The sequence below is a fragment of the Geodermatophilus sp. FMUSA9-8 genome (genome assembly GCF_037034165.1).
Lineage (GTDB): Bacteria > Actinomycetota > Actinomycetes > Mycobacteriales > Geodermatophilaceae > Geodermatophilus > Geodermatophilus nigrescens.
Genome location: NZ_JBAGKE010000004.1, coordinates 247,641 through 273,306 on the forward strand (window position 1 = coordinate 247,641; position 25,666 = coordinate 273,306).

Genomic DNA, 25,666 nt, shown 5'->3' on the forward strand with positions numbered 1-25,666 from the left:
CACCCGCGTGTCGCGCCGGTCCCCTGCTCGCCTGCCGGGTACGGGCCGACGCGCTCACAGTCCGGTGATGGACAGCCAGTCGGCGTAGAACAGGCCGAGCCCGAAGGCGACGGCCATGCCGGTGACCAGCCAGAACCGCACGATGACGGTGTTCTCCGCCCACCCGGCGAGCTCGAAGTGGTGGTGCAGCGGGGCCATGCGGAACACCCGCCGCCGGGTGGCGCGGAAGAAGGCCACCTGGATGACCACCGACAGCGTGACCGCGACGAAGAGCCCGCCGAGGACGATGAGCAGCAGCTCGGTGCGGGTGACGATGGCGATGCCGGCCATCAGCCCGCCGAGGGCCAGCGAGCCGGTGTCGCCCATGAAGATCCGCGCCGGGCTGGTGTTCCACCACAGGAACCCGAGGCAGGCGCCCATCGCCGCGGCGGCCACGAGCGTGACGTCGAGCGGGTCGCGCACCTGGTAGCAGCCGTCGACGGCGGCCGCGGCGCAGTCGTGGGTGAACTGCCAGAAGCTCATGACGACGTAGGCGCCGAACACCATCGCCGAGCACCCGGCGGCGAGCCCGTCGAGGCCGTCGGTGAGGTTGACCGCGTTGGAGAACCCGGCGATGAACAGGTAGGCCAGGACGACGAAGCCGATGGCGCTGACGAACAGCGGCTCGATGTCGCGGACGTAGGAGACGAACTCCGACGCCGGCGTCACCCCCGCCTCGTCGGGGAAGTTGAGCGCCAGGATCGCGAAGGTCAGCCCGACCACCAGCTGCCCGACGAGCTTCGCCGTCTTGTTGAGGCCGAGGCTCCGGCGGTGCCGGATCTTGAGGTAGTCGTCGAGGAAGCCGACGGTGCCCAGGCCCACCATGAGGAACAGCAGCAGCAGGCCGGTGGCGGTGACCCCGCGCCCGGGCTGGCCGATGAGGAACAGGTGGGCGAGCAGGTAGCCGGCCACGGTCGCCCCGACGATGACGGTGCCGCCCATGGTGGGCGTGCCCTTCTTCGACAGGTGCGACTCGGGGCCGTCGTCGCGGATCTCCTGGCCGAAGCCGCGGCGCCTGAACGCCCGGACGGCCAGCGGCGTGGCGAGGATGGAGAGGACCAGCCCGAACGCCGCGGCGATGAGGACGGACTTCACGCGCCTGCCCCGGCGTCCAGCAGGTCCGCGGCGAGGACCTCCAGCCCGTGGGACCGGCTGGCCTTCACCAGCACGACGTCACCGGGCACCAGCACCTCCGAGAGGAAGACGAGAGCGGCCGCCCGGTCGGGCACCGCGACGGCGGTGCTGCCCGGAGAGGTCCCGGCGTCCGCCCCGCCGGCCTCCCCGTGGCGGGCACCGGCGGCCGTGGCACCCGTCACTACTCCTACCGCATCGGGTCCGACGGCGACGACCAGGTCGGCCCCGGCGGCGACCGCGTCGCGGCCGAGCCGCTCGTGCTCGGCGGCGGCGTCCGGACCGAGCTCGGCCATCCCGCCGAGGACGGCGACCCGCCGGCCGGCCGGCAGCCCGGCCAGCGCGGCGAGGGCGGCGCGCATCGACTCGGGGTTGGCGTTGTAGGCGTCGTTGACGACGGTGACGCCGTCGGCCCGGCGGGTGACCTCCATGCGCCAGCGGCTGCGCGGCGTGGCCTGCGACAGGGCCGCGGCGACGGCGGCGGGCGTCATGCCGAGGGCCAGCGCGGCGGCGGCGGCGGACAGCGCGTTGGCCACCTGGTGCTCGCCGACGACCTGCAGCGCGACCGGGTGCTCCTCGCCGCCGGCGACGAGGGTGAACCGGGCGCGGGCGGCGTCGTCGAGGGTGACGCCGGTGGCGCGCACGTCGGCGCCCGCGGAGCGGCCGGTGGTGACCACCCGGGCGCGGGTGCGCGGCGCCATCCCGGCCACCCGCGGGTCGTCGGCGTTGAGCACGGCGGTGCCGGTCGCGGGCAGCGCCTCCACGAGCTCGCCCTTGGCCTGCGCGATGACGTCGGCCGAGCCGAACTCGCCGAGGTGCGCGGAGCCGACGTTGAGGACGACGCCGAGGTCGGGCCGGGCGACGGCGCACAGCCGGGCGATGTGCCCGACGCCCCGGGCGCCCATCTCGAGGACGAGGAAGCGGGTGGACTCGTCGGCGTCGAGGACGGTCAGCGGGAGGCCGATGTCGTTGTTGTACGAGCCGGGCGGGCTCACCGTGGGCCCGGCGGCGGCGAGCACCTGGCCGAGCAGGTCCTTCGTGGAGGTCTTGCCCGAGGAACCGGTGAGGCCGACGGTCCGCAGGCCCGCCACGGCGAGCCGGCGGTGCACCTCGGCGGCGAGCCGGCCGAGCGCGGCGACGGTGTCGTCGACGACGAGCGCCGGCAGCGGGCCGCCGGGCCGGGTGGTGAGCGCGGCGACGGCGCCCGCCCGCGCGGCGGCGTCGAGGTAGTCGTGCCCGTCGACGCGCTCGCCGGCGACGGCGACGAACAACGCGCCCGGGGCGACGGCGCGGGAGTCGAGGGTGACGGCGGTGACGGTGGCGTCGTCGGGCCGGAGGGCACCGTCCGGCAGCGGGGCGCCGACGGCCTGCGCGACCTCGGCGAGGGACAGGGCGATCACCGGCGGGCCGCCCCGGCGGTCGTCGCGGCGAGCACCTCGCGCAGCACGGCGCGGTCGTCGAAGGGCGTCACCGTGCCGGCGACCTCCTGCCCCGACTCGTGCCCCTTGCCGGCCACCAGCACCGTGTCGCCGGGGCGGGCGAGCGCCACCGCGCGGGCGATCGCGGCGCGGCGGTCGCCGACCTCCTCGACCGCGTCGCGGCGCCCGGCCGGCACGCCGGCGAGCACGGCGGCGCGGATCGCGGCCGGGTCCTCCGAGCGCGGGTTGTCGTCGGTGACCACCACGATGTCGCTGCCGGCCGCGGCCGCCGCGCCCATCGCCGGTCGCTTCCCCTGGTCGCGGTCTCCTCCACAGCCGAGCACGGTGATCAGCCTCCCCCGGGTGGCGGCGCGCAGCGCGGCGAGCGCGGTGGCGACGGCGTCGGGGGTGTGCGCGTAGTCGACGACGGCGGTGAACGGCTGGCCGGCGTCGACGGGCTCCATGCGGCCGGGGACGACGGCGGCGGCGATGCCGGCCAGCGCCTCGGCGACCGGCACGCCGACCGCGTCGAGCAGCGCGACGGCGAGGACGGCGTTGGTGACGTTGAACCGGCCGGGCAGCCGCACGCTCGCCGGCCACGACCCGCCGGGGCCGCTGACGGTGAAGGTGGAGCCGCCGTCGGGGGCGGGCGCGACGTCGGTGGCGGTCCAGTGCGCGGGGGCGCCGTCGACGGAGACGGTGACCGCCCGCTCCCCCAGCATCCCGGCCAGCCGCCGGCCGGCGTCGTCGTCGACGACGACCACCTCGCGCGCGGCGCGGCCGTCGAACAGCAGCGCCTTGGCCTGGAAGTAGTCCTCGAGGTCGCGGTGGAAGTCGAGGTGGTCCTGGCTGAGGTTGGTGAACCCGGCCGCGGCGAAGGGCACCCCGCCGACGCGGCCCTGCACCAGCGCGTGGCTGGAGACCTCCATGACGACGGCGTCCACGCCGGACTCGGCCATCGTGGCCAGCAGCGCGTGCAGCACCGGCGCCTCGGGGGTGGTGCGCACGCTGGGGAACGCCGTCTCCGTGCCGCCGGCGCGGGTGCGCGACTGCACCGTGCCGATCAGCCCGGTGCCGCGCCCGGCGGCGGCGAGGCCGGCCTCGACCAGGTAGCTCGTCGTCGTCTTGCCGTTGGTGCCGGTGATGCCGACGACCGGCAGCCGGCGGGCCGGCTCGCCGTAGACCCGGGCGGCGACGTCGCCGAGGCGGCCGCGGGGGTCGTCGACGACGCACACCGGCAGCCCGGTGGCGGCGGCCTGCTCGCGGCCGGCCGGGTCGGTGAGGACGGCGACGGCGCCGCGGCCGGCGGCGTCGGCGGCGAAGCGGGCGCCGTGCGTGCGGGCGCCGGGGAGGGCGGCGTAGAGGTCGCCGGGCCGCACCTCGGTGGAGGCGAGGGTGACGCCGCCGACCTCGGTGGCGGGGTCACCCTGGACGGGGTCGCCGACGAGGTCGGCGAGCGCGGCGAGGGGCTGCGGGCGGGTCCCCCGGGGCCGGGGCACCGACCCGGTTCCGGTCGGGGTCACGTCGGGCCAATCTACCGGCGGACCGGTCCGGCCCCGCGCACCCGCGCCCCGCGCGCCGGGCACCGCCCGCACCCGCGTGGCCCGGCGTCAGTCGCCGGCGGGCCCGCCGGGCGGTCCGCCCGCCGCCGCCCCGGTGAGGTCCTCGCGGGTGATCGCGAACTCGGGGCGGGCGGTGCCCGACGGCACGACGCCGCCGTCGGTGAGCACGTGGCGCATGACGTCGGCGAACACCGGGGCGGCCACCTGCCCGCCCTCGGCGGAGCTGCTGGGCCGCTCGAGGTCGACGGCCACGACGTACTGCGGGTCGTCGGCCGGGGCGAACCCGACGAACGTCGTCACGTAGCCGCCGCCGTCGTAGCAGTTGCACTCCGGGTTGGCCCGCTGCGCGGTGCCGGTCTTGCCGGCGACCCGGTAGCCCTCGACCTGCGCGAGCGGCGCGGTGCCGCCCGGGCCGACGACGGCCTCGAGCATGTAGGCGAGGTCGTCGGCGGTCTGCTCGCTGACCACGCGGACGGGCTCGGGCGCGTCCGGGGTGGTCACCGTGCCGTCGGGCGCGGTCACCGAGGAGACCACCCGCGGCGGGATGCGCACGCCGTCGTTGGCGATGGCCTGGTAGACCGAGGCCATCTGCAGCGTGGTCACCGAGACGCCCTGCCCGATCGGCACGTTGGCCGCGCGGCTCTCGGTCCACTCCGCGGAGTCCTGCAGGATGCCGGCGCTCTCGCCGGGCAGCTCGACGCCGGTCTCCGCCCCGACGCCGAAGGCCCGCAGGTACTCCTCGAGCCGCTCGTCGCCCACCTCGCGGGCGAGCATGATCGTGCCGACGTTGCTGGACTTGGCGAGGATCCCGGTGACCGTCCAGTCCACCGGGGCGTGGTCGTGGGCGTCGGTGACGACGACGTCGCCGGCCTGGATGTGGCCGTTCACGTTCAGCACGGTGTCCGGCTCGGCCACGCCCTCCTCGAGCGCGGCGGCCAGCGTCACCGCCTTCATGACCGAGCCGGGCTCGAAGACGTCGGAGACGACGGGGTTGCCGAGCAGCTCGGGGTCGGTGCGGCCGGCCTGCGCGGGGTCGTAGCCCGGGCAGGAGCCCATGGCCACGACCTCGCCGGTGTGCACGTCGAGGACGACGGCGGAGGCCCGGGTCGTGGCCCCGTCGGCGCAGGCCTGCGCGAGGCGCTGCTCCATGACGAACTGCACGTCCTGGTCGAGGGTCAGCTCGACGGTGCTGCCGTCGACGGCGGGCGTCGACTCGTCGATGCCGGCGGGGATCGGGTTGTTGCCGCTGCCGACCTCCACCCGCCGGTCGCCGTCGGTGCCGGCGAGGGTGTCCTCGAAGCGCAGTTCGACGCCGCCGAGGCCGGTGCCGTCGCGGCCGGTGAACCCGACCACCTGGCCGCCGACCGTGCCGGTCGGGTAGAGCCGCACCGGGTCGTCCTCGAACAGCACGCCGGCCAGGCCCAGGTCCTGGATGGCGTCGACGGTCTCCGGCGGCACCTGGCGGGCCAGCACCACGTAGCGGCCGTCGCCGGTGAGCTGCTCGGTGAGCTCGTCGACGGGCACGTCGAGCAGCGCGGTGAGGGCCAGCGCGGTGCGCTCCGGGTCCTCGACGGCCTGCGGGTCGGCGGTCACGCGGGAGGCGTCGACGGTGTAGGCGAACGGGTTGCCGTCACGGTCGAGGATCGCCCCGCGCAGCGCCGACAGCGGGTACTCGGCCAGCCGGCTCTGCTCGGCGCGGTAGGCGAGGTCGGACCCGTCGACGCCCTGCAGCCACACCAGCCGGGTGGTGACCACCAGCAGCGGGACGACGACGAGCACCAGGCCCCACCACAGGCGGGCGGGCCCGACGGTCAGCGCGCGGCCGCTGTGCCGGCGGCCGGCGGGGCGCCGCGGCTCGAACGCGCCGGAGCGGGTCGCCCCGCCGCCGCGCGGGCCGCCGGCGCGCGGGGCGCCGTCGCGGGAGGGCACGGGGCGGGGGACGGAGGCCGGGCGGCCGCGGGAGCCGTCCCGGGGGGCGCCGGCCCGCGGGACGCGGGCGCCGCGCGGGGACGGCGCGCCGTCGCGGCCGAGGTCGCGGGGCCGCTCGCGCGGCAGGTCGCGGGGCCGCTCGCGCGGCAGGTCGCGGGGCCGCTCGCGCGGCAGATCGCGACGGCGGTCGCGCGGGGGGTCGCTCGGGCCCACGGTCAGCCTCCGTTCGCGGCGGGCGGTGCGGTCTCCGGCGCGGGCGCCGGCTCGGGGGTGCCGCGCAGGGTGGCGGTGCCGTCGGGGCCGATCACCAGGTAGGCGGCGGTGCCGGCGGGGACCAGCCCGGCGGCCACGGCCGCGGCGGCGAGCTGCGCGGGCGCGCCGCCCTGGACGACCTGCCGCTCGAGCTCCTGCACCTCCTCCGCCTTCTCGGCGTTCTCGGTGCGCAGCTCCCCCGCCTGCAGTGAGTTCACGGCGATGGCGGTGTTGAGCACGAGCAGCGCGATGGTGGTGGCCACCAGCAGCACGACGACCAGCAGCACGAACGGGGCGCGGCGGGCGCCGGTGGCCCGCGCGAGGCCCGCCCCGCCGGTGAGCAGCCGCAGGTCCGGCACCGACGGCACGCGCGGCGCGGGCCCGGTGGCGCGGGTCGCCCCGGCGCGCACCGGCCGGGAGGGCAGCGTGCGGACGGGGCGGGAGGGCAGGGCGCGCAGCGGCCGGGCGGCGTGCCCGGAGCCGGTGGTCGCCGTGGGCGTCCTGGCCGGCGCCGCGGCGGCCCTGGCCGGGGTCCCCGTCGCCGTCGTCTTGGCCGCCGTCGTCCTCGCCGTCGTCGTCCTCGCCGTCGTCGTCTTCGCCGCCTTCGCCGTCCGGGACGCCGGCGCGCCCGGGCTCGCGGACGGCGGGACGGCGCGGGCGGCGCCCTCGCGGGGCGCGCGGGCCGCGGCGCTCACGCGGCCCGCCGGATGCGCTCGGCGGCGCGGACGCGGGCCGACGCGGCCCGGGGGTTGGCGGCCACCTCGGCCTCCGAGGCGACCTCGCCGCCGCGGGTGAGCAGCCTCAGCACCGGCCCGTACTCGGGCAGCCGGACGGGCAGCTCCGGCGGCGTCCGGTCGGTGGCGAGCTCGGCGAGGGCCTGCTTGACGATCCGGTCCTCGAGGGAGTGGAAGGTGATGACGGCGACCCGGCCGCCCACCGCCAGCGCGTCCAGCGCCGCCGGCAGCGCCCGCCGGAGGACGCCGAGCTCGTCGTTGACCTCGATCCGCAGCGCCTGGAACGTCCGCTTGGCCGGGTTGCCGCCCGTGCGGCGGGTGGCGGCGGGGATCGAGTCGCGCACCAGGTGGGCGAGCCGCTCGGTGCCGGTGAACGGCTCCCGGGCGCGCTCGCGGACGATCGCGCCGGCGATCCGCGAGGCGAACCGCTCCTCGCCGTAGACGCGCAGGACGCGGGCGAGCTCGGCGGCGGAGTAGGTGTTGACGACGTCGGCGGCGGTGCGCGCCGCGCCGGGGTCCATGCGCATGTCCAGCGGGCCGTCGGCGGCGTAGCTGAAGCCGCGGTCGGCGCGGTCGAGCTGCAGGGAGCTGACGCCGAGGTCGAACAGCACCGCGTGCACCTCGTCGAGGCCGAGGCGGTCCAGGACGTCGGGCAGCTCGTCGAAGACGGCCGGCACGAGGGTGGCGCGGTCGGCGTGGCCGGCGGCCGCGATGCGGGCGGCGGCCTCGGCGCGGGCGTGCGGGTCGCGGTCGAGGCCGACCAGCCGCAGGCCGGGGTGGGCGTCGAGGAGGGCCAGCGCGTGGCCGGCGAGGCCGAGGGTGGCGTCGACCAGCACGGCGCCCTCGGGAGCGCAGGCCGGGCCGAGCAGGCCGGTGACGCGGTCGAGGAGGACGGGCACGTGCACCGGAGGCGCCGCCGGGTCCTGCGCTGCCGCCGAGTCCTGCCCTACCACTGCCGCCGAGTCCTGCGGCGCGGGCCGCGGGGGCTCGGGCGTGCTCATCGTCGGTCTCCTCGGGTCGGGCTCCCCGCGCGGGGACGGGCGCCACCGGGACGCACGTGCTGCACATGGTGGCGCGGACAGCGGGTCGGCTGGGGGAGCTCGGCGGGCGTGCCGCGCGACCGGTGGGCGCCGGGGACGGGCGCGGGCCGCGGGGAGGGGGTGCCTGAGCGGAGGGGGTGCTGAGCGGAGGAGGTCGCGCGGGACGGCGACCGCGGGGTGGCGGCGCGGGGCCGGTGGAGAAGGGTCCCCACCCCCCGCGAGGGCCGCCTGGCGCCGGGGAAGTGCGTCAGGAGGACCCCGCGGGGGGTGGGGCCGGGTGCCGGTCGCGGTGCCGCTGCGGCGGACCGAGCCGCGGGGAAGGCGGTTCGGGCCGCATCCGGTCGAGCCGCGGGGAAGACGGCTCGCGACGGTGCGCGGCTGCCGGGCGACCGGCGGCACGGGGTCAGGAGAGCGTGGGCATCCCCTCGCTCTCCATGGCGGCGAAGACCGCCTCCTGCTCTGCCTCGTAGGCGTCCCACGCGGCCTGGTCCCAGATCTCGAAGCGGGTGTCGACGCCGACGACCACGACGTCGCGGTCGAGGCCGGCGTACTGGCGCAGGCTCGCGGGGATGGTGATGCGGCCGGCCTTGTCGGGCTCGACCTCGACCATCGAGCCGAAGCTCAGGCGGGCGCGCATGCGGGCCTCGGCGGTGTCGGCGGGGGCCATGCTGGCGGCGGCGCGGCTCTGCTCGGCGACCCGGGCCATGGTGAGGCCGTAGACGCAGCGCTCCTGGCCCTTCTTGATCACCATGCCGTCGGCCACCTGCTCGCGGAACCGGACGGGGAGTGCGAGCCGGCCCTTCTCGTCGAGCCGCAACGAGTAGTTGCCGACGAACACCGGATCACCTCCCCCATGTGGCCCTCCTCGTGTCCACCGCGGACCCGGGACGGGCCCTGGCTCCCCACCGCGCCACACACTAACCCACTACGCCCCACCGGACACCACTCGACACCATGTCGTGACCGCTTCTCCCCACGCCTCCCCGCGCAGGTCAGCGGCCGGTCGGGGCGGGCGGGGCGACCGGTGGGGCGCGGTGGGGCGCCCGGTGGGGAGCGGTGGGGGCCGGGAGCGACCCGCGGGCCTGCGGAGGGAGCCGGCGACGCGCCCGGGTGGGGAGCCGGACGGGGCGGTCCGCGACGGGCTCCCGACGCGCCGAGGACACGTACCGTGGGCCGGGTGACCGACACCATGCGTGCGGCGGACGGGACGGCGGGGCTGCCGGTCGACGTCGCCGCGGAGGGCGCGCGGATCGCCGCCAACGTCTCCCGGGTCGTCCAGGGCAAGCCCGACGTCGTCCGCCTGGCGCTGGTGGTGCTGCTCGCCGAGGGGCACCTGCTCGTCGAGGACGTGCCCGGGGTCGGCAAGACGACGCTGGCCAAGGCGCTCGCCGCCTCGATCGACGCGAGCGTGCGCCGCATCCAGTTCACCCCCGACCTTCTGCCGAGCGACGTCACCGGCGTGGCGATCTACGACCAGGAGACGCGGGCCTTCGAGTTCCGCCCGGGCGCGGTGTTCGCCAACGTCGTCGTCGCCGACGAGATCAACCGGGCCTCGCCGAAGACGCAGTCGGCGCTGCTGGAGTGCATGGAGGAGCGGCAGGTCACCGTCGACGGCGTCAGCTACGAGCTGGCCCGGCCGTTCCTGGTGATGGCCACGCAGAACCCGGTGGAGATGGAGGGCACCTATCCCCTCCCCGAGGCCCAGCGCGACCGGTTCACCGCGCGGGTCTCCATGGGCTACCCCGACCGCGAGGCCGAGGTCGCCATGCTCGACGACCGCGGCACCGGCGACCCGCTGGCCGAACTGACGCCGGTCGCCGACGCCGCGTCCGTCCGCGCCCTGGTGGCCGCCGTCGGCACCCTGCACGTCTCCGACGCCGTCCGCCGCTACGTCGTCGCCCTGGTCGAGGCCACCCGCCGCTCCCCCGACCTGCGGCTGGGCGCCTCCCCGCGGGCCGGCCTGCAGCTGCTGCGCACCGCCCGCGCCGCCGCGGCTCTCGCCGGCCGCGACCACGTACTCCCCGACGACGTCCAGGCCATGGCACTGCCCGTGCTCTCCCACCGCCTGCTGCTCACCGCCGACGCCGCGGCCGCGCGGCGCACGGCCGAACAGGTCGTCACCGGGCTGCTCGGCTCGGTGCCCGTGCTGCGCGGGCGCTGACCGGTGGCCGGCCAGCTCCGGAGCGCGCTGACCTCGCTCACCCTGCGCGGGCGCTGCCTGGTCGCCGCCGGCCTGACGCTGCTCGGCCTCGGCGCGCTGCTCGGAGAGCGGCCGCTGGTGCAGATCGCGGTGTTCCTGCTGGCGCTGCCGCTGCTCTCGGCGGTGCTGGTGGCCCGGCAGCGCTTCCGCGTGGCGGTGCGGCGCACGGTGACCCCGGCCCGCGTGCCGCGCGGGGAGGACGCCGACGTGCTGCTGGAGGTCACCAACACCGACCGGCGCACCGGCCGGCTGTGGCTGCTGTCCGAGCAGCTGCCCGAGGACGCCGGCCGCTCCCCCGGCTTCGTCGTCGAACGGCTGCCCGCCGGGCGCACCGCGGCCCTGCCCTACCGGGTGCACGGCGGGCGGCGCGGCCGGTTCCGGCTGGGCCCGCTGCGGTTGCGGCTGGTCGACCCGTTCGGCCTGGTGCAGCGCACCACCAGCGGCACCGACGGCGCCCCGCTGCTCGTCGTCCCGCGGGTGCGCCCGCTCGGGCCCGGCGGCCCGGCCGGCGGCCACGGCGGCGGCGGGGACGGCGCCCGCCGCTCGATCGCGGTGCACGGCGAGGACGACGTCAGCACCCGCGCCTACCGGCACGGGGACGACCTCCGCAAGGTGCACTGGCGGGCCACCGCGCGCACCGGCGAGCTCATGGTGCGGATGGAGGAGCGGCCCTGGCGGGCGCAGGCGGCGCTGCTGCTCGACACCCGGGTGCGTGCCCACCTGCTCACCCGGGCGGCCGGCCCCGGGCCCGCCGCCACGTCCGTCCCCGGCCCGCCCGGCGACCCGTCCCCGCCGCCGGACAGCCTCGAGTGGCTCGTCGAGGCCGCGGCCAGCATCGGCAGCTCGCTGGCCCGCCGTGGCGCCGTGCTCCGGGTGGTCACCGCCGAGGGCGAGCTCGCGCCCGGTGAGGGGTCGGCGGGCCTCGGCCCCACCGAGCTGCTCGACCGGCTGGCCGTGCTCGGCCCGGCGCGCGGCTCCTCGCTCGCGCCCGCCGCCGACCTGCTGCACCGGGTGGCCGGCGACGGCCCGGTCGTGGCGCTGCTGGGCGCGGTCGGCCCCGACGACCTCGCCGAGCTGGTCACCGCCCGCTCCGGCCCGCACACCGACGTCGCGGTCCTGCTCGACGTCGCGAGCTGGGCCGACCCGGGCGGGCGCAGCCGCCGCTCGCTGTCGGCGACGTCGCGGGCGCACCTGGCCGCACAGGTGGCGGAGTCGGCGTCGCTGCTGCGCGGCGCGGGCTGGCAGGTCGCCGTCGCCGGGGCCGGCCGCGGCGTCGAGGCGGTCTGGGCCGACCTCGCCGCCCAGCGCGGCGCGGGCCTGCGGGCCGGCGGGATCGGGGTGCCGGCATGACCGCGCTCGCGCCGCCGCCGGCCGCTCCCCCGGCGCCCGCACCGCCGCCGCGGACGCCGGTCGCGCGCCGCCCTCCCCCGCCCCGGCCGCCCGGGACGCTGCGCCGCGAGGGCGGCACGACCGCCGCCGCCGCCGTCGCCACCGCGCTCGGCGCGTGCGCGCTGTTCCCCGTCTTCACCCGGCCCGACTGGCTGGCGCCGGCCCTCGCCGCGATCGCCGTCGTCGCGCTCACCGGCCTGGCGCTGCGCGCGGCGGGTCCCGCGCTGTGGGCCTGGGCCTCGGGCGGGCGGGCGCTGCCCGCGCGCGCCGCGGCCCTCGGCGTGCCCCTGGTGCCGCTGGGCCAGCTCGCCGCCCTCACCTGCCTCATGACGGCGCTGTTCGCCCCGGCGCGGGCGGTCGGCGGGTGGCTGCCGACCCCGCGCAGCCTCGGGTCGCTCGGCGCCGTCCTGACCGCGGGGTCGGCGGAGATCCGCGAGCAGGCCACCCCCGCGCTGCCGCTGACCGGGCTGCTGGCGCTGACCGTCCTGCTCGTGGGGATGGTCGCGGTCACCGTCGACCTGGTCGCCGTCGGCGGACGGCAGCCGGCGCTGGCCGGGCTCGGCCTGCTGGTGCTCTTCTGCGTGCCGGTCAGCACCGTCACCGGCGACGTCGGGCTGGGGGCGCTGGCCGCCCCGGCGGCGGGCCTGGCGCTGCTGATGTGGGCCGACCAGTCCCGGCGGCTGGCCGCGCGCACCGGCCGGGCGGGCGGCCACGGCGCCGGGTCCGCGGCCGCGGCGGGCACCGCGCTCGCGGCGCTGGCGGTGGCGCTGGTGGCCGGCAGCGTCGTCCCCACCCTCCCCGAGGGCCGGCTGGCCTCGGGCTTCGGCCCGGGCGGGGGCGGCGGCGCCACCGGGACGGCGCTGGACCCGGCCGCCGCGCTGCAGGGCCAGCTCACCCTCCCCGAGCCGATCGACCTGCTCCGCGTGGACGTCTCGGTCGACGACCCCGGCTACCTGCGCGTCGTGACGCTCGACCGGTACACCGCCGAGGAGGGGTGGACGACGGGCAACCTCGACGGCGAGGCGTCGGTGGCCCAGCCCGACCCGCTGGCGCCGCTGCCCGGGCGCCGCGACGGCCGGCCGGTGGAGGCCACGATCACCGCGGTCGGCCACGACGACCGGTTCCTGCCCGTGCTCACCTCCCCGCTGACCGTGGACATCGCCGACCCCGACGCCTGGCGGTTCGACCCGGTCACCGGCACGGTCTTCGGGCGCGACACGACCACCGCCTCGGCCGGCTACCGGGTCACCGCGGTGGAGCCGCGGCCGAGCGAGGACGAGCTGCGCGCCGCCGCGCCGCTGCGCGCGGACGACCCGGTGCGCGAGCGCGACACCGCCATCCCGCCACTGGCCCCCGAGGTCACCGACCTGGTCGCCCAGCTGACCGCGGGCGCCGCCACCCCCTACGACGCCGTCCGGTCGATCCACGGGTGGTTCTCCCGGGAGAACGGCTTCGTCTACAGCCTCGCCACCGCACCGGGCACCACCGGCGACGACCTCGCCGACTTCCTGCGGCTCAAGCAGGGCTACTGCGAGCAGTACGCCGGGGCGATGGCCGCGATGGTCCGCGAGGCGGGCATCCCCGCCCGGGTGGCGCTGGGCTACACCCCCGGCCGCATCCAGCCGGGCGGCGAGCGGCTGATCACCAGCTCCGACGCGCACGCGTGGGTGGAGGTCTACTTCGACGACCTCGGCTGGATCCCGTTCGACCCCACCCCGATCGACCCCGACCGCGCCGTCGAGCTGCCCTGGGCGCCGCGGCCGACGCCGCAGGAGGACGCCTCGACGCCGGACGGCACCCCGGCGGTGCCGGCCCCGGCGCCGGTGACCCCCGCGCCGCAGGTGGACCGCGTCGACGGCGCCGGGACCACGACGGGCATGCCGGGGTCCCGCGATGCCGGGTCGGCGCGGCCGGTGCTGGTCGCCGCCGGCGTGCTGCTCGGCCTGGCCGCGCTGCTGGGCGCCCCGGCCGGGGTGCGCGCGCTGCAACGGCGCCGGCGCCTCGACGACGGCGGCCCGGCGGCGCTGTGGGACGAGCTCGCCGCCACCGCCCGCGACCTCGGCCTGCCGTGGGACCCGGCGCGCACGCCGCGCCAGCAGGCGGCCGGCCTCGCCCGGACACTGGAGACCACCGCCGGGGCCCACCGGGCGGGCTCGCCGGAGGCGGCCGAGGCGGTCGAGCGGCTGGCCCGCGCGGAGGAGACGGCCAGCTACGGCCGCCCCGGCGCGGCGCCCGGCGACCCGTCCGCCGTCGCGGCGCTCCGGGCCGCGCGCAGGGGGCTGGCAGCCGCGGTGCCGGCGCGGGTGCGTGTGCGGGCGCTGCTGTGGCCGGCCTCGCTCGCCGACGCGCTGGGCGGCGGGCTCGCCGACCGGCTCCGGGCCCGGCTGCCCCGCCGCCGTCCCGCGGCCTGACCGGCCGCCGTCACCGGCCCGGTCCTCCCGCTCCCCCACGGCACCGGTTCGCCCACCCTCGCCGTGTGGTGCCCGGCCTCGCGCTGCGGCGCGAGGTCGGGCACCGCGACGCGAGGTCGGGCGCGGGGCGAGGTCGGGCACGGACCGGCGCAGGCCGCACACCCGGACGGCTCCGGGAACGCCGACGGCCGCCGTCCCGGTGCGGGACGGCGGCCGTCGGGGGAGGCTGCGGGCTACTGGTCGTAGCGGCGGCGGAAGCGCTCCTCGAGGCGGTTCTTCAGCGGCTGCTTGCGGGGCTTGCCGCCGCGGCCGCGGGCGGTGCTGCCGCCGCGGGCTCCGGCGGGCCCGGCCGGGCCGGCCTCGACCGCGCCGGTGGCGGAGCGGTAGTTCAGCACGCCGAGCGCGGCACCGCCGAACATGACGAGGAAGCCGAGGACGCCGAGCGGGACCGAGGGGGCGACGGCGCCACCGACGAGGACCGCCAGGCCCACCACCACGAGCAGCGCACCCAGTTGCAGCTTCCGCCGGGCCCTGAGCCTGCGGTCACCCGTGCGGACGGAGGAGGCGAACTTCGGATCGTCGTCGACGAGGGCGCGCTCGATCTGCTCCAGCAGTCGCTGCTCGTGCTCGGAGAGCGGCACGGATGCCTCCAGGTGGGCCAAGGCCTGATCCGCCGGGTCCCCCCCGGCGGTACCCACGAGGATACGAGCCGTTCACGGGGTGCGAAAGGCGAGCGCGCGGCGACCCGCCCACGGTGGACCCGGATCACCCCCGCGGGCGGTCGCGGACCCGCCGGTCGCGGTCGCGGTGCAGCAGCGTGGCCGGCCGGACGGCCCCCGCGCCGAACCTCCGGGCGGCCCGGTCGGCGGCCAGCTCGGCGTCGCGGCGGCCGTGCTCGCGCTCGCCGAGCTCGAGCTGGCGCGGCGTCGACCCGGCCTGCACCAGCCGCTCGGCCCGCACGCCCACCAGCCGCAGACGGGCCCGGTCCAGGCCCAGGGCGTCGAAGAGGGCGCGGGCGGTGTCGTAGAGGTCCTGCCCGACGTCGGTGGGGACGTCGAGGGTGCGGCTGCGGGTGATCGTGGTCAAGTCGGCGAAGCGGACCTTGATGCTCACCGTGCGCGCCAGCCAGCTCCCCGCCCGCAGCCGGCCCGCCGTCCGCTCGGCCAGCCGCAGCAGCTCCCGGTGGATGACGGCGGGGTCGTCGACGTCGGTGCCGAAGGTCTCCTCGTGCCCGATCGAGCGCTCCGGCTCGTCGGGGACCACGCGCCGGGGGTCGCGGCCCCAGGCCAGCTCGTGCAGCGAGCCGCCGGCCGCCGGGCCGACCGCCCGCTGCAGGGTGCGCGCCGGGACGTGCGCGAGGTCGCCGACGGTGCGCAGCCCCAGCCGCAGGAGCACCTCCTCGGTCTTGGCGCCCACTCCCCACAGCGCGCCCACCGGCAGCGGGTGCAGGAAGTCGATGACCTCGGCCGGGCGGACGACGAGCAGGCCGTCGGGCTTGGCCCGGGTGGAGGCGAGCTTGGCCACGAACTTCGTGCCGGCCACCCCGACCGAGCAGGTGATGCCCTGCTCGTCGAAGACCCGGGCGCGCAGGTACTCGCCGATCTCCGCCGCGTCGCCGAGCCGGCGGCCGGCCCCGGAGACGTCGAGGAACGCCTCGTCCAGGCTCAGCGGCTCGACCAGCGGCGTGACCGACCGGAACAGCGCCATGACCGAGCGGGAGACCTCCGCGTAGAGCGCCATGTCCCCTGGCAGCACGGTGGCGGTCGGGCACAGCCGCAGCGCGCGGGCGGTGGGCATCGCGGCGTGCACGCCGTACGCGCGCGCCTCGTAGGTGGCCGAGGTGACCACCCCGCGGTTGCCCGCGCCGCCGACGATCACCGGCGTGCCGGCCAGCTCGGGGTGCCGGCGCACCTCGACGCTGGCGAAGAAGGCGTCCATGTCGACGTGCAGCACGCTGCACCCCTCCGCACGCCCCGCTGCCATCCCGCCCCGCCTCTCGAACACGTGTTCGGACCGACCGGAGGAGACTAGCCGCCCGCCGCGGTCCCCGGCGCGCCGTCCGCGGGGGTGTCCGTGCGTGTCGGGAAACGGCTGGTGAGGGCATGTGTGGCGCGCTGCCGATCGGGTTAGGGGGGACGCGACCGACCGCCGTCCGGCGGACGGCTGCGACAGTGACCGGAGGAACTCGATGGCGCTCGACGACGACGACATGACCAGCGTGGAGGGTCCGGCCGACAGCGGCGCCGGCGAGGGCACGCCCGGCCACCAGGACGGCGGTGCCGACGGCGGTGCCGACGGTGGCGCGGGCCACGGCCCGGCCGACGGTGGCGCGGCGGGCGGCGGCTCCGACGGCGGCGCGGACGGCGGTGCCGACGGTGGCGCGGACGGCGGCGCGGACGGTGGCGCCGACGGCGGTGCCGGCCACGGCCCGGCCGACGGCGGCGCGGTCGGTGGCGGCTCGGACGGCGGTGCCGACGGTGGTGCCGACGGCGGCGCGGACGGTTCGGCCTGAACCAGGACCCGGCCGTCGCGGGGCCGGGCGGAGCTGACCTCCGCCCGGCCCTGCGCCGGTGCACCCACCTCGACCCCGCCGTCTTCGCCGAGCAGCACTGGTCCCGCCGCCCCCTGCTGACCCGCGCCGAGGACACCGGGGAGTCCTTCGCCGACCTGCTCACGCTGGCCGACGTCGACGAGCTGCTCTCCCGCCGCGGGCTGCGCACGCCTTTCATCCGCATCGCCAAGGACGGCGCCGTCGTCGACGCGAAGCGGTTCACCACCTCCGGCGGCGCCGGCGCCGAGGTGACCGACCAGGTCTCCTCCGACGCCGTGCTGCGCCTGTTCGCCGACGGCAGCACCGTGGTCCTGCAGGGCCTGCACCGGCTCTGGCCGCCGCTGATCGAGTTCGCCGACCAGCTGGCCGCCGACCTGGGACACCCCACGCAGGTCAACGCCTACGTGACCCCGCCGTCCTCGCGCGGGTTCAGCCCGCACTACGACGTGCACGACGTCTTCGTGCTACAGGTCGCCGGCGAGAAGCACTGGACGATCCACGAGCCCGTGCTCGAGGAGCCGCTGCGCTCCCAGCCGTGGAACGACCGGGCCGCCGAGGTGGCCGCCGCCGCGCGGCGCGAGCCGGTGATCGACGCCGTCCTGCGCCCCGGCGACGCGCTCTACCTGCCCCGCGGCTACCTGCACTCGGCCGTCGCGCTCGGGCAGACCAGCGCCCACCTGACCATCGGCGTGCACTCGGTCACCCGCTGGTCGGCGGTGGAGTCGGTGCTCGACCTGGTGCGCACGCTGGCCGCCGACGACCGCGAGCTGCGCCGCGCGCTGCCGCTGGGCGTCGACCTCGCCGAGCCCGGCGCGCTGCGCGACGACGTCGCCACCGTGGTCGGCGCGCTGCAGCAGTGGCTGGGCCGGGTCGACGCCGGCCAGGTCGCCGACCGGGTGCGCGGCCGCGCCTGGGCGCAGGTCCGGCCCGAGCCCGTCGCCCCGCTGGCGCAGGCCACCGCCGCCGCCGCGCTGTCGCCCGACAGCGTGCTGCGGCTGCGACCCCGGCTGCGCACCGCCCTGCGCACCGCTCCCGCCGACGCGGCCGGCGGCGACCGGGTCACCCTGCTCGGCGGCCGCCGGTCGCACGAGTTCCCCGCCGCCACCCGCCCGGCGCTGGAGGCGCTGCTGGCCAGCGGCGAGCTCAAGGTCGCCGACCTGGCCGGCCTGGAGCCCGCCGACCAGCTCACGCTGGCCCGCCGGCTGGTGACCGAGTCGGTCGCGGTGGTCGCCGACGCGCACCTCGGTCCCGCCGACGGCGTGCCCGCCACCGCCCCCGAGCCGGGGCCGACCGGGCCGGGTGCGCCCGCGCCCGACGCCGGCGGGGACGATGGGGAGCGTGCCGACGCCCTCGGGACCGGGTCGTGAGCCCGCGGCGCTCCCCCGGGTGAGCGCCGCGGTCCGGACCGGACGGCTGGACCCGACCCGCTGCTCGGTGACCGCCCTGGCCCGCGGCGACTCCCCCGTCGCCACGGCCGGGCCGGCGCAGCGCTGGCTGCTGGTCGAGCAGCCGGGCCCGTGGGGCCGCGACGCGCTCACCGCGTCCCGGTTCGACGCCGCCGTCGCCCCGCTGCTGGCCCGCCGCGCCCGCGCCGAGGGCGTGCGGGTGCTGCTGGTGCGCCGGCCGGGCGAGCGCGCGGCCGGACCTGGGCGCCGGTGGGCCTACGCCGACGGCCGCCCCGGGCACGAGGGGTTGTGGTGGTCCGAGCGGGAGGCCGACGCCGACCTGCTCGAGGCGCCGTGGGACGGCTCGGCCGGCGAGCGCGCCGACCGGCCGCTGTACCTGGTGTGCACGCACGGCCAGCACGACGCCTGCTGCGCGCTGCGCGGCCGGCCGCTGGCCCGGTCGATGCCGGTGCCCGACGCCCTCGACGTCTGGGAGTGCAGCCACCTCGGCGGCTGCCGGTTTGCCACCAACGTGCTCGTGCTGCCGCACGGGTTCGCCTACGCCCAGGTGCCCGGCGACGGCGCGGACGTCGTGGGTGCGCACGCCCGCGGCGAGGTGGCGCTGCCGTTCCTGCGCGGGCGGGCGGGCATGCCGCTGCCGGTGCAGGCCGCGCAGCACTTCGCCCGCGAGCGGCTGGGCCTGCTCGGCGTCGACGACCTGCCGCCGCTGCGCACCCGCCGGCTGCCCGACCCGGACGGCGACGGGGTGGAGCTGTTCGACGTCGTCCTCGGCGGCCCCGACGGCGAGGTCGCCGTGCGGGTGGAGAGCCGGCCGGCCGCGGAGGCCGCCCCGCTGACCTGCAAGGCGCTGCACGCCGCCCACCCGCGGGAGTGGACGGCGCTGGCGTTCTCCTAGAGCGCGCGCCCCCGGGCCAGCAGCAGCGGGATCGCCACCTCGGCCGGGGTGAGCGACCCGTGGTAGGCCGCCAGCCGGCTGGGGCCGGGCTCGGCGCCCGACGCGGTGATCGCCCAGGGCCCGCGGGCCAGCGCGACGACGTCGCCGATCCGGCCGGCGAGGGCGGCGTCGACGTCGCCGAAGACCCCGCTGGCCACCGCCTCGCCGCGGCCGGCCACCCAGGCCCGGTCGCCGAGGACCCCGCGCCAGGCGTCGAGGACGTCGGCCGCCGCGCCGGGTACCGCGTGCACGTATCGGGCCCGCGGCTCGCCGGCCAGCAGGGCGACGCCGTCGAGCAGGGCCGGCTCGTCGTCGACGTCGACGCGGGTGTGCACCGGGACGTCGAGCATGCCGTGGTCGGCGGTGACCAGCAGCGCGGCGTCGTCGGGGAGGCCGTCGACGACCTGCTCGACCACCCGGTCGACGAGGGCGAGCTGCATGCGCCAGCTGTCGGAGTCGACCCCGCGGACGTGGCCGGTGAGGTCGAGCTCCGGCGTGTAGCCGTAGACGAGACCGGCGGGCGCGAGCGCGAGGGACTGCAGCAGCACGGCGGAGAGGTCGCCGGCGCTGACGGTGCCCGAGTAGGTGGCCCCGCGGTAGGCGGCGGTGGACAGCCCCGAGCCGTTGTAGGCGTACGGCGCGACCGCGGTGACCGGCAGCCCGGCCGCGGCGGCCTGCTCGAAGACGGTGGGGCGGGGCTGCCAGTCGCGCGGGTCGGGGTCGTCGGTCCAGGCGACGTGGTTGAGCAGCCGGTCCTCGCCGGGGACGGCGGTGACGAAGCCGAGGACGCCGTGCCCGCCCGGGGGGACGCCGGTGCCGAGGGTGGTGAGGCTGACCGGGGTGGTGCTGGGGCAGGGCGCGTCGAGGTCGCCGGCCGGGCCGGTGAGCGCGGCGAGGGTGGGCGCGAGGTGCGCGTGGTCGCGCAGCAGCTGCGCGCCGAGGCCGTCGACGAGCAGGACGGCGACGCGGCGGGCCCCGCCGAGCGCGGTGGTGAGGCCGAGCGGGTCCGGCGGCAGGCCGGCGCGGTCGACGGCGACCCCGAGGGCGGTGGCGACGCCGGGCAGCACGTCGGCGAGGGTGCGGTCGCCGTAGGCGGGGCGGACCAACCCGTCGGGGAGCACGGTCACGGGCGGGTGGCCAGCACGTGCAGGCCGGTGGCGACGTCGCGGTAGGGCGAGGCGGCGGCCAGGGCCAGCTCGAGCCGGCGGACGGCGGCCGGGTCGGCGCCGGAGCTCGCGTCGAGCAGGTCGGCGACGACGGCGACGCCGCGCCACTCCCCCGGCGTCAGCCCGGCGCCCTCGACCAGCGCGAGCAGGTCGGCGGGGCCGAACCGGCGGCGGGCGGGGCGGGTGCGGCCGGGCGCGGGGTCGCGGTCCTCCAGGAGCGCGAGCGCCTCCTTGGGGTGCCCGGACAGCGCGCGGGCGAGGACGGCGCCGGCGCGGTTCGCCGTCGCCACGCTGACCTGCCCGCCCGGCCGCAGCGCGCGGGTGATCTCGCGCAGCGTGGTGGCCGGGTCGTCGACCACCTCGAGGACGGCGTGGCACAGCGCCAGGTCGTAGCCGCCGCCGTCGCCGGTGCCGCCCAGGGGCAGCTCGTGCAGCTGGTCGCCGTCGCCCTGCAGCCCGCGGACGCGCGCCCCGACGCCGGCGTTCTGGGCGCGGCGCTCGAGGGTGGCGAGCGCGTCGGCGCTGGGGTCGACGACGGTGACCTCGTGGCCGAGGCGGGCCAGGGGGACGGCGAAGCCGCCGCTGCCGCCGCCGACGTCGAGCACCCGCAGCGCGCCGCCGGCGCCGACCAGGGGGTCGAGCGCGGCCCACACCGCGGCGGTCCGGACGGGCAGCTGCTCGCCGGAGGACGGGTCGGGGGCAGTCGGCGGCACCCGACCGACCCTAGTGCCGCCGCTGCCCCGCCACCGGGCGGTCCGGACGGGGACGCCGTCGGCGGCCGCGCGGAGGCGACGCGCACCCGGGGCGCGGTCCCGGCCCGGGACGCGCGCCCGGGTGCGCACCACCGTGGCGGGACGGCTCAGTGACCGGAGCTGCCGGGGCTGGAGTGCCAGAGCTTGCGCGGGGCCGCGCTCCGCTGCGCCGCGGCCTTGCGCACCGCGGTCCCGGCGTCGTCGCCGGCGGGCTTGATGTCGGCGTAGGGCGACATCCGGAAGCCGGTCGGGTGCACCAGCACCGGCTTGACCACCACCGGCCGCGACCCGTGCGAGGCCGCCGCCCCGGCGATGGCCTGCTCGGTGTACTCCCCCGGCGCGGCCATCAGCTCCGACACCCCGGCCAGGCCGCCGGTTTCCCACGCCTCGTACAGCGCCGGCAGCTCCCAGGCCCCGGTGGCCCGGATCGACACCCCGCGCGGGCCGGTGCGGCGCAGCACCCCGCGGATGACCAGCAGCCAGGAGTGGAACACCGTGGCCGCGTAGGGGCCCTGCACGTCCTCGAAGAAGGTGGAGTCGGTGCAGCCGGTGCCGTCGTCGAGGGTCACGAACACCACCCGCCGGCCCGACCGGATCGGCGGCGTCTGGGTGGCCACCTTGACCCCGGCCACCAGCACCTCCGCGCCGCTGCGGCAGCCGAGCAGCTCGCCGGCCGGCACCGCGCCGACCGCGGACAGGAACGGCCGGTAGAAGTCGACGACGTGCCGGCTGGCGTCCAGGCCCAGCACCTCGAGCTCGGCGCGCACCAGCTCGGCGTCGGTGAACTCCGGCAGTCCGGAGCCCGCCGCCTCCGACCCGGCCCACCCGGCGCCGCCCGACTCCTGCATCCCCTCCCCGGCGTCGTCCCCGGTGTCGAGCCCGAGCAGGTCGAGGCTGAGCTGCCCCACCGAGCCGGCCCGCTTCCCGCTGCGGCTCCACCGGTCGAGCTCGCTGATCTGCAGCAGCAGGTCGCGGCGGGTCACCGACTGCCGGGAGCGGGTGGGCCGGCCGGCCTCGCGGTCGCGCACGCCGAACCCGTAGAGCGAGTCGAACCCGCCGGCGAGCACCAGCCGCTCCACCACCGGCCGCGACACCGACGCCCGGTTCCAGAAGTCGGGCAGCGAGCGGTAGGGCTGCCCGGCGACGATCCGGGCCACCTCGTCGTCGGAGATGCCCTTGACGTCGGCGAGGGACAGCCGGATGCCGTGGGTCGACGGGTCGGCCATCGCCGCGGGCATCCACTCCGGCCGGCGCGGCGGCTCCTCCGGGCGGTCCTCCCCGTCCTCGGGGACGGCCGTCCGCTCCACCCGGTACGCGGCGTCCGAGGCGTTGACGTCGAGGCCGAGCACCCGGATGCCGAAGTTGCGGGCGTCGTCGAGGATCAGCCGCTTCGGGTACATGCCCGGGTCGTGGGTGAGCACCCCGGCGAGGAAGGCCGCCGGGTGGTGGGTCTTGAGCCACGCCGACTGGTAGGTGGGCAGCGCGAACGCCGCCGCGTGGGCCTTGCAGAACCCGAAGGAGCCGAAGGCGACCAGCACCTCCCACACCTTCTCCACGACCTCGACCGGGTAGCGCTGCAGCGCCTCCGGCATGAACCAGGCCCGCACCTCCGGGTGCAGCTCCTTGTCGCCGAGCGCGCGGCGGGCCTCGTCGGCCTGGGCGAGGTCGCAGCCGGTCATCTGCGCCACGATCTGCAGCACCTGCTCGTGGAAGACGACGACGCCGGCGGTCTCCCGCAGGTACGGCGCGAGGTCGGGGTGCGGGTAGACCGGGTCGCGCCAGCCGTTCCGGGCCAGCAGGAACGGCGTCACCATGTCGCTCTTCACCGGCCCGGGCCGGAACAGCGAGATGTCGATGACGATGTCCTCGAACGTCTCCGGCCCGAACTTGCCGACCAGCTCGCGCTGCCCCGGCGACTCGATCTGGAACATGCCGAGGGTCCGGGTCGAGCGGATCAGCTCGAAGGTGGTCGGGTCGTCGCGCGGGACGGCGTCGATGTCGACGGTCTCCCCGTCGACCCGGGCCACCTCGTCGATGGCGTGCGCGATCGCCGACTGCATCCGGATGCCGAGCAGGTCGAGCTTGAGCAGCCCGAGCTCCTCGACGTCGTCCTTGTCGAACTGGCTCATCGGGTAGCCGAGGTAGCTGCTCTCCACCGGCGTGCGGTCGAGCAGCGTGGCGTCGGACAGCAGCACCCCGCACGGGTGCAGCGCGATGTGCCGGGGCAGGCCGTCGAGCCGGGCGACGAGGTCGAACAGCAGGTCGAGGTCGCCGGTGCCGCCGCCGCGCTGGGAGCCCAGCCGGCTGGCCCGCAGCTCGGGCAGGTCGCGCAGCGCCGCGTGCACCTGGTTGGCCCGGATGTGCGGGAAGGCCTTGGCGACGGCGTCGACCTCGCCCGGCGGCAGGCCGAGCGCGGCGCCCACGTCGCGGATGGCGTGCCGCACCCGGTAGGTGTCCATCATCGAGATGCAGCTGACCCGGTGGGCGCCGAAGCGGGCGAGGACCGCGTCGTAGACCTCCATCCGCCGGGCGGACTCCACGTCGATGTCGATGTCGGGCAGCTGGTGGCGCAGCGGGGAGAGGAACCGCTCCATGAGCAGGCCGTAGCGGATCGGGTCGACGTCGGAGATGCCGAGCAGGTAGGTGACCAGGCTGCCCGCGCCCGACCCCCGCGCCGCCGCCCGGACCCGCAGGCCCTTGATGAGGTCGACCACGTCGGCGACGGTGAGGAAGTAGGAGGGGTAGCCCAGGGCGTCGATGACGGCGAGCTCCTCCTCCAGCCGCACCAGCACCTTCTCGCTGCGCGCCATCCCGCGCCGGCCCAGCCCCGCCTCGCAGCGGGCCCGCAGCACCTGCGAGGGGCCCATCCCCCGCTCCGCGGGGGACGTGACGACGTCGAGCTCGGGGTAGCGCACGGTGCCGATGCCGAGGTCCTCGCGGACGTCGACGGCGCACTGCTCGGCCAGCCGGGCGGTGCGCTCGAGCAGCCGCAGCGCCGCGTCGCGGTCGGGTCCGGCGATCTCCTCGGCGACCTCGGCCATCTCCTTGCCCGACTTGAGGTAGCCCTCGGCGGTGCGCCGGTCGACGTGCCGGGCGTCGAGCGCGACCAGCCGCCGGGAGGCGTCGAGGACGTCGGCGGTGGGCGCGTCGATGGCGTCGACGTAGCGGACGGCGTTGCTCAGCACCACCGGCACGCCCTCCTCGGCGGCGAAGCGCATCAGCCGCTGGGCGCGCAGCCGGTCGCCGCGGCCGCGGTGGTGCACCAGCTCGACCACCAGCGACCCGGGGCCGAACACCGACCGCCAGGCGTCCAGCCGCGCGGAGGCGACGTCGGCCCGCCCGGCCGCCAGCGCGCGGCCCACCGGCGAGTCGGGACCGAGCACCGCGACCAGGCCGGGCGCGTGCTCGGCGGCCAGCGCCAGCGAGGCGACCGGCTCGCCGCGGGTGCCGCGCAGGTGCGTGGCGCTGGTCAGCCGGCACAGCGACCGCCAGCCCGCGCCGTCGCGGGCGAGGAAGGTGACCCGCGGCAGCCGCGGGTCGACGCTCGCCCCGCCGCGCACCGGGCTGCGCCGCACCGGCGCCACCCCACCCGTACCGCGCCCACCCGCGCCCGCACCACGTCCACCCGCGCGCCGGGCCGCCAGCTCGTCGTCCTCACCCAGCACGCGCGCCAGCGCCGGCGGCACCGTGGTGTCCACCGCCGGGGCGACCGCGAGGTCGACCCCGAACAGCGGGCGCACCCCCGCCGACCGGCAGGCCTGCGCGAACTTGACCGCCCCGTAGAGGCCGTCGCGGTCGGTCAGGGCCAGCGCACCCATGCCGTGCTCGGCGGCGCGGGCCACGAGGTCGGCGGGGTGGTTGGCCCCGTGGCGCAGGGAGTACCCGGAGGCGACGTGCAGGTGGACGAAGGGGTCGCCGCTCACCGCCCGCGCGCGGGACGGTGGGCGGTGCCGCCGACCAGCCGGGGCCGGGGCGCCGGCTCCGGCGTGCGGGCCAGCACCTCCTCGACCACGGCGAGGAAGGCGCCGGAGTCGCGGACCAGGTCGTCGGCCTCGCGCTCGGTGACCGCGCGGGACAGCCCGGCCTCGGCCGCGGCCCGCTTGGCCGCGCCGGCGGCGAAGAAGGTGGCCCACTCCCCCAGCTCGGGGGCGACCTGCTCGAGCAGCACCCAGGCGCTGCGCGGCCGGCGGCGGCCGCTCTCGGGCCGGGTGCGGGCCGAGAGCACCGCGGCGGCGGCGCGCAGCGCGGCGAGGTGGGCGGTGGCGTAGCGGTCCCGCGCGTCGGCGGCGCGGGAGGCCTCCGCCAGGGCCCGGGTGGCCTGGTCGAGCAGCTGCGCCGTCGCCGCGGGCAGCGGCGGCGGGAGGGGCAGCTGGCCGGTCCCGTCGTAGGTCATGGCGTGCGCGGCGCCCATCAGTCGTGCACCCGCACGAGCGACCAGCGGTTGTCCGCCGCGTCCCAGCACAGGTCGTAGACGCCGGCGAAGCTCATCCGCGAGCGCCCGGCCCGCACCGCCTCGACCCGGTACACCTCGCGCGGGGCGACGAGGTCGGCCGAGGCGCCGCCGGCGGCGGTCCGCTGCCACCAGGGCGCGGTCTCCACCCACGAGTCGAGCAGCTCGCCGACGACGTAGCGGCCCTGCCCGCGCCAGAACTGCGCCGGCCCGAGCGGCCCGCGCTCGACCCGCACCTCCTCGCCGACCTGCTCGCCGACGTCACCCAGCACCCGGCTCATGACGACTCCCCACCCCGCGCC

Annotated in this window: 20 protein-coding genes; 6 read left to right on the forward strand and 14 right to left on the reverse strand. The window is 78.2% G+C overall.

From position 1 onward, the window contains the following. Nucleotides 1-54 precede the first annotated feature (54 nt). The 7 genes from mraY to mraZ form a co-directional block, all read right to left on the reverse strand. A complete protein-coding gene (mraY, locus tag WA616_RS10965; protein WP_336029695.1) occupies nt 55-1,134 on the reverse strand; it encodes a phospho-N-acetylmuramoyl-pentapeptide-transferase in 1,080 nt (359 codons plus the stop codon). Further along, nucleotides 1,131-2,570, reverse strand: coding sequence for a UDP-N-acetylmuramoyl-tripeptide--D-alanyl-D-alanine ligase (locus tag WA616_RS10970; RefSeq protein ID WP_336029697.1), 1,440 nt, complete (start codon nt 2,568-2,570; stop codon nt 1,131-1,133). Before WA616_RS10970 ends, mraY begins: the two co-directional genes overlap by 4 nt. Next, nucleotides 2,567-4,111 carry a UDP-N-acetylmuramoyl-L-alanyl-D-glutamate--2,6-diaminopimelate ligase gene (locus WA616_RS10975; protein WP_336029700.1) on the reverse strand — a complete coding sequence of 515 codons (1,545 nt, stop codon included), beginning with the start codon at nt 4,109-4,111 and terminating at the stop codon, nt 2,567-2,569. Before WA616_RS10975 ends, WA616_RS10970 begins: the two co-directional genes overlap by 4 nt. A gap of 87 nt (nt 4,112-4,198) precedes the next feature. Further along, on the reverse strand, nt 4,199-6,292 hold the full coding sequence (locus tag WA616_RS10980) for a peptidoglycan D,D-transpeptidase FtsI family protein (protein WP_336029701.1): 2,094 nt from the start codon (nt 6,290-6,292) through the stop codon (nt 4,199-4,201). 2 nt (nt 6,293-6,294) lie between these two features. After that, the gene (locus tag WA616_RS10985) at nt 6,295-7,026 is read right to left on the reverse strand and encodes a hypothetical protein (protein WP_336029703.1); all 732 of its coding nucleotides are present in this window, start codon (nt 7,024-7,026) and stop codon (nt 6,295-6,297) included. Continuing rightward, nucleotides 7,023-8,066 (reverse strand): 16S rRNA (cytosine(1402)-N(4))-methyltransferase RsmH, encoded by a 1,044-nt coding sequence (rsmH, locus tag WA616_RS10990; protein ID WP_336029706.1) that lies wholly within the window; start codon nt 8,064-8,066, stop codon nt 7,023-7,025. The genes WA616_RS10985 and rsmH overlap by 4 nt, the downstream gene beginning before the upstream one ends. A gap of 442 nt (nt 8,067-8,508) precedes the next feature. Further along, the gene (gene mraZ, locus WA616_RS10995) at nt 8,509-8,943 is read right to left on the reverse strand and encodes a division/cell wall cluster transcriptional repressor MraZ (protein WP_073422411.1); all 435 of its coding nucleotides are present in this window, start codon (nt 8,941-8,943) and stop codon (nt 8,509-8,511) included. A 339-nt stretch (nt 8,944-9,282) separates the two neighbouring features. On the opposite strand from mraZ, the gene WA616_RS11000 reads away from it, so the two are divergent. From WA616_RS11000 to WA616_RS11010, 3 genes are read left to right on the forward strand one after another with little or no spacing between them, the layout of a single operon-like run. Continuing rightward, nucleotides 9,283-10,266: an AAA family ATPase gene (locus tag WA616_RS11000; RefSeq protein WP_336029710.1), complete on the forward strand. Its 984-nt coding sequence runs from the start codon at nt 9,283-9,285 to the stop codon at nt 10,264-10,266. A 3-nt stretch (nt 10,267-10,269) separates the two neighbouring features. Next, entirely contained in the window at nt 10,270-11,655 is a 1,386-nt protein-coding gene (locus tag WA616_RS11005) for a DUF58 domain-containing protein (protein WP_336029712.1), read from the forward strand. Then, entirely contained in the window at nt 11,652-14,105 is a 2,454-nt protein-coding gene (locus WA616_RS11010) for a transglutaminase family protein (protein ID WP_336029714.1), read from the forward strand. Before WA616_RS11005 ends, WA616_RS11010 begins: the two co-directional genes overlap by 4 nt. A 233-nt stretch (nt 14,106-14,338) precedes the next feature. Here WA616_RS11010 and WA616_RS11015 read toward each other — a convergent pair whose 3' ends face one another. Together WA616_RS11015 and dinB are read right to left on the reverse strand one after the other, a co-directional pair. Continuing rightward, nucleotides 14,339-14,746 (reverse strand): DUF3040 domain-containing protein, encoded by a 408-nt coding sequence (locus WA616_RS11015; protein WP_073422409.1) that lies wholly within the window; start codon nt 14,744-14,746, stop codon nt 14,339-14,341. A gap of 124 nt (nt 14,747-14,870) precedes the next feature. Further along, nucleotides 14,871-16,058 carry a DNA polymerase IV gene (dinB, locus tag WA616_RS11020; protein WP_336029719.1) on the reverse strand — a complete coding sequence of 396 codons (1,188 nt, stop codon included), beginning with the start codon at nt 16,056-16,058 and terminating at the stop codon, nt 14,871-14,873. Between the two features lie 235 nt (nt 16,059-16,293). Between dinB and WA616_RS11025 the strand changes: the two genes are divergently transcribed. From WA616_RS11025 to WA616_RS11035, 3 genes are all read left to right on the forward strand, one after another. Beyond that, nucleotides 16,294-16,617, forward strand: coding sequence for a hypothetical protein (locus WA616_RS11025; protein WP_336029721.1), 324 nt, complete (start codon nt 16,294-16,296; stop codon nt 16,615-16,617). A gap of 287 nt (nt 16,618-16,904) precedes the next feature. After that, nucleotides 16,905-18,023 carry a cupin domain-containing protein gene (locus WA616_RS11030; RefSeq protein ID WP_336029724.1) on the forward strand — a complete coding sequence of 373 codons (1,119 nt, stop codon included), beginning with the start codon at nt 16,905-16,907 and terminating at the stop codon, nt 18,021-18,023. 19 nt (nt 18,024-18,042) lie between these two features. Beyond that, on the forward strand, nt 18,043-18,957 hold the full coding sequence (locus tag WA616_RS11035; protein ID WP_336029726.1) for a sucrase ferredoxin: 915 nt from the start codon (nt 18,043-18,045) through the stop codon (nt 18,955-18,957). Here WA616_RS11035 and WA616_RS11040 read toward each other — a convergent pair. The 5 genes from WA616_RS11040 to WA616_RS11060 form a co-directional block, all read right to left on the reverse strand. Beyond that, nucleotides 18,954-20,123 carry an alkaline phosphatase family protein gene (locus WA616_RS11040; RefSeq protein WP_336029727.1) on the reverse strand — a complete coding sequence of 390 codons (1,170 nt, stop codon included), beginning with the start codon at nt 20,121-20,123 and terminating at the stop codon, nt 18,954-18,956. The two genes, WA616_RS11035 and WA616_RS11040, sit on opposite strands and share 4 nt — an antisense overlap. Next, complete coding sequence (locus tag WA616_RS11045; protein ID WP_336029728.1) at nt 20,120-20,875, reverse strand: class I SAM-dependent methyltransferase; 756 nt, start codon at nt 20,873-20,875, stop codon at nt 20,120-20,122. Before WA616_RS11045 ends, WA616_RS11040 begins: the two co-directional genes overlap by 4 nt. 146 nt (nt 20,876-21,021) lie before the next feature. Beyond that, nucleotides 21,022-24,837 carry a DNA polymerase III subunit alpha gene (locus WA616_RS11050; protein WP_336029730.1) on the reverse strand — a complete coding sequence of 1,272 codons (3,816 nt, stop codon included), beginning with the start codon at nt 24,835-24,837 and terminating at the stop codon, nt 21,022-21,024. Continuing rightward, nucleotides 24,834-25,325 carry an SAV_6107 family HEPN domain-containing protein gene (locus WA616_RS11055; RefSeq protein WP_336029731.1) on the reverse strand — a complete coding sequence of 164 codons (492 nt, stop codon included), beginning with the start codon at nt 25,323-25,325 and terminating at the stop codon, nt 24,834-24,836. Before WA616_RS11055 ends, WA616_RS11050 begins: the two co-directional genes overlap by 4 nt. Then, nucleotides 25,325-25,645, reverse strand: a complete 321-nt coding sequence (locus WA616_RS11060; RefSeq protein WP_336029732.1) for a DUF6504 family protein — start codon at nt 25,643-25,645, stop codon at nt 25,325-25,327. Before WA616_RS11060 ends, WA616_RS11055 begins: the two co-directional genes overlap by 1 nt. Nucleotides 25,646-25,666 lie beyond the last annotated feature (21 nt).

Coding starts and splice junctions, on each gene's coding strand:
- rsmH (WP_336029706.1), bottom strand. CDS start 8,066: ATGAGCACGCCCGAGCCCCCGCGGCCCGCGCCGCAGGACTCGGCGGCA.
- WA616_RS11010 (WP_336029714.1), top strand. CDS start 11,652: ATGACCGCGCTCGCGCCGCCGCCGGCCGCTCCCCCGGCGCCCGCACCG.
- WA616_RS11025 (WP_336029721.1), top strand. CDS start 16,294: ATGGCGCTCGACGACGACGACATGACCAGCGTGGAGGGTCCGGCCGAC.
- WA616_RS11055 (WP_336029731.1), bottom strand. CDS start 25,325: ATGGGCGCCGCGCACGCCATGACCTACGACGGGACCGGCCAGCTGCCC.
- WA616_RS11060 (WP_336029732.1), bottom strand. CDS start 25,645: ATGAGCCGGGTGCTGGGTGACGTCGGCGAGCAGGTCGGCGAGGAGGTG.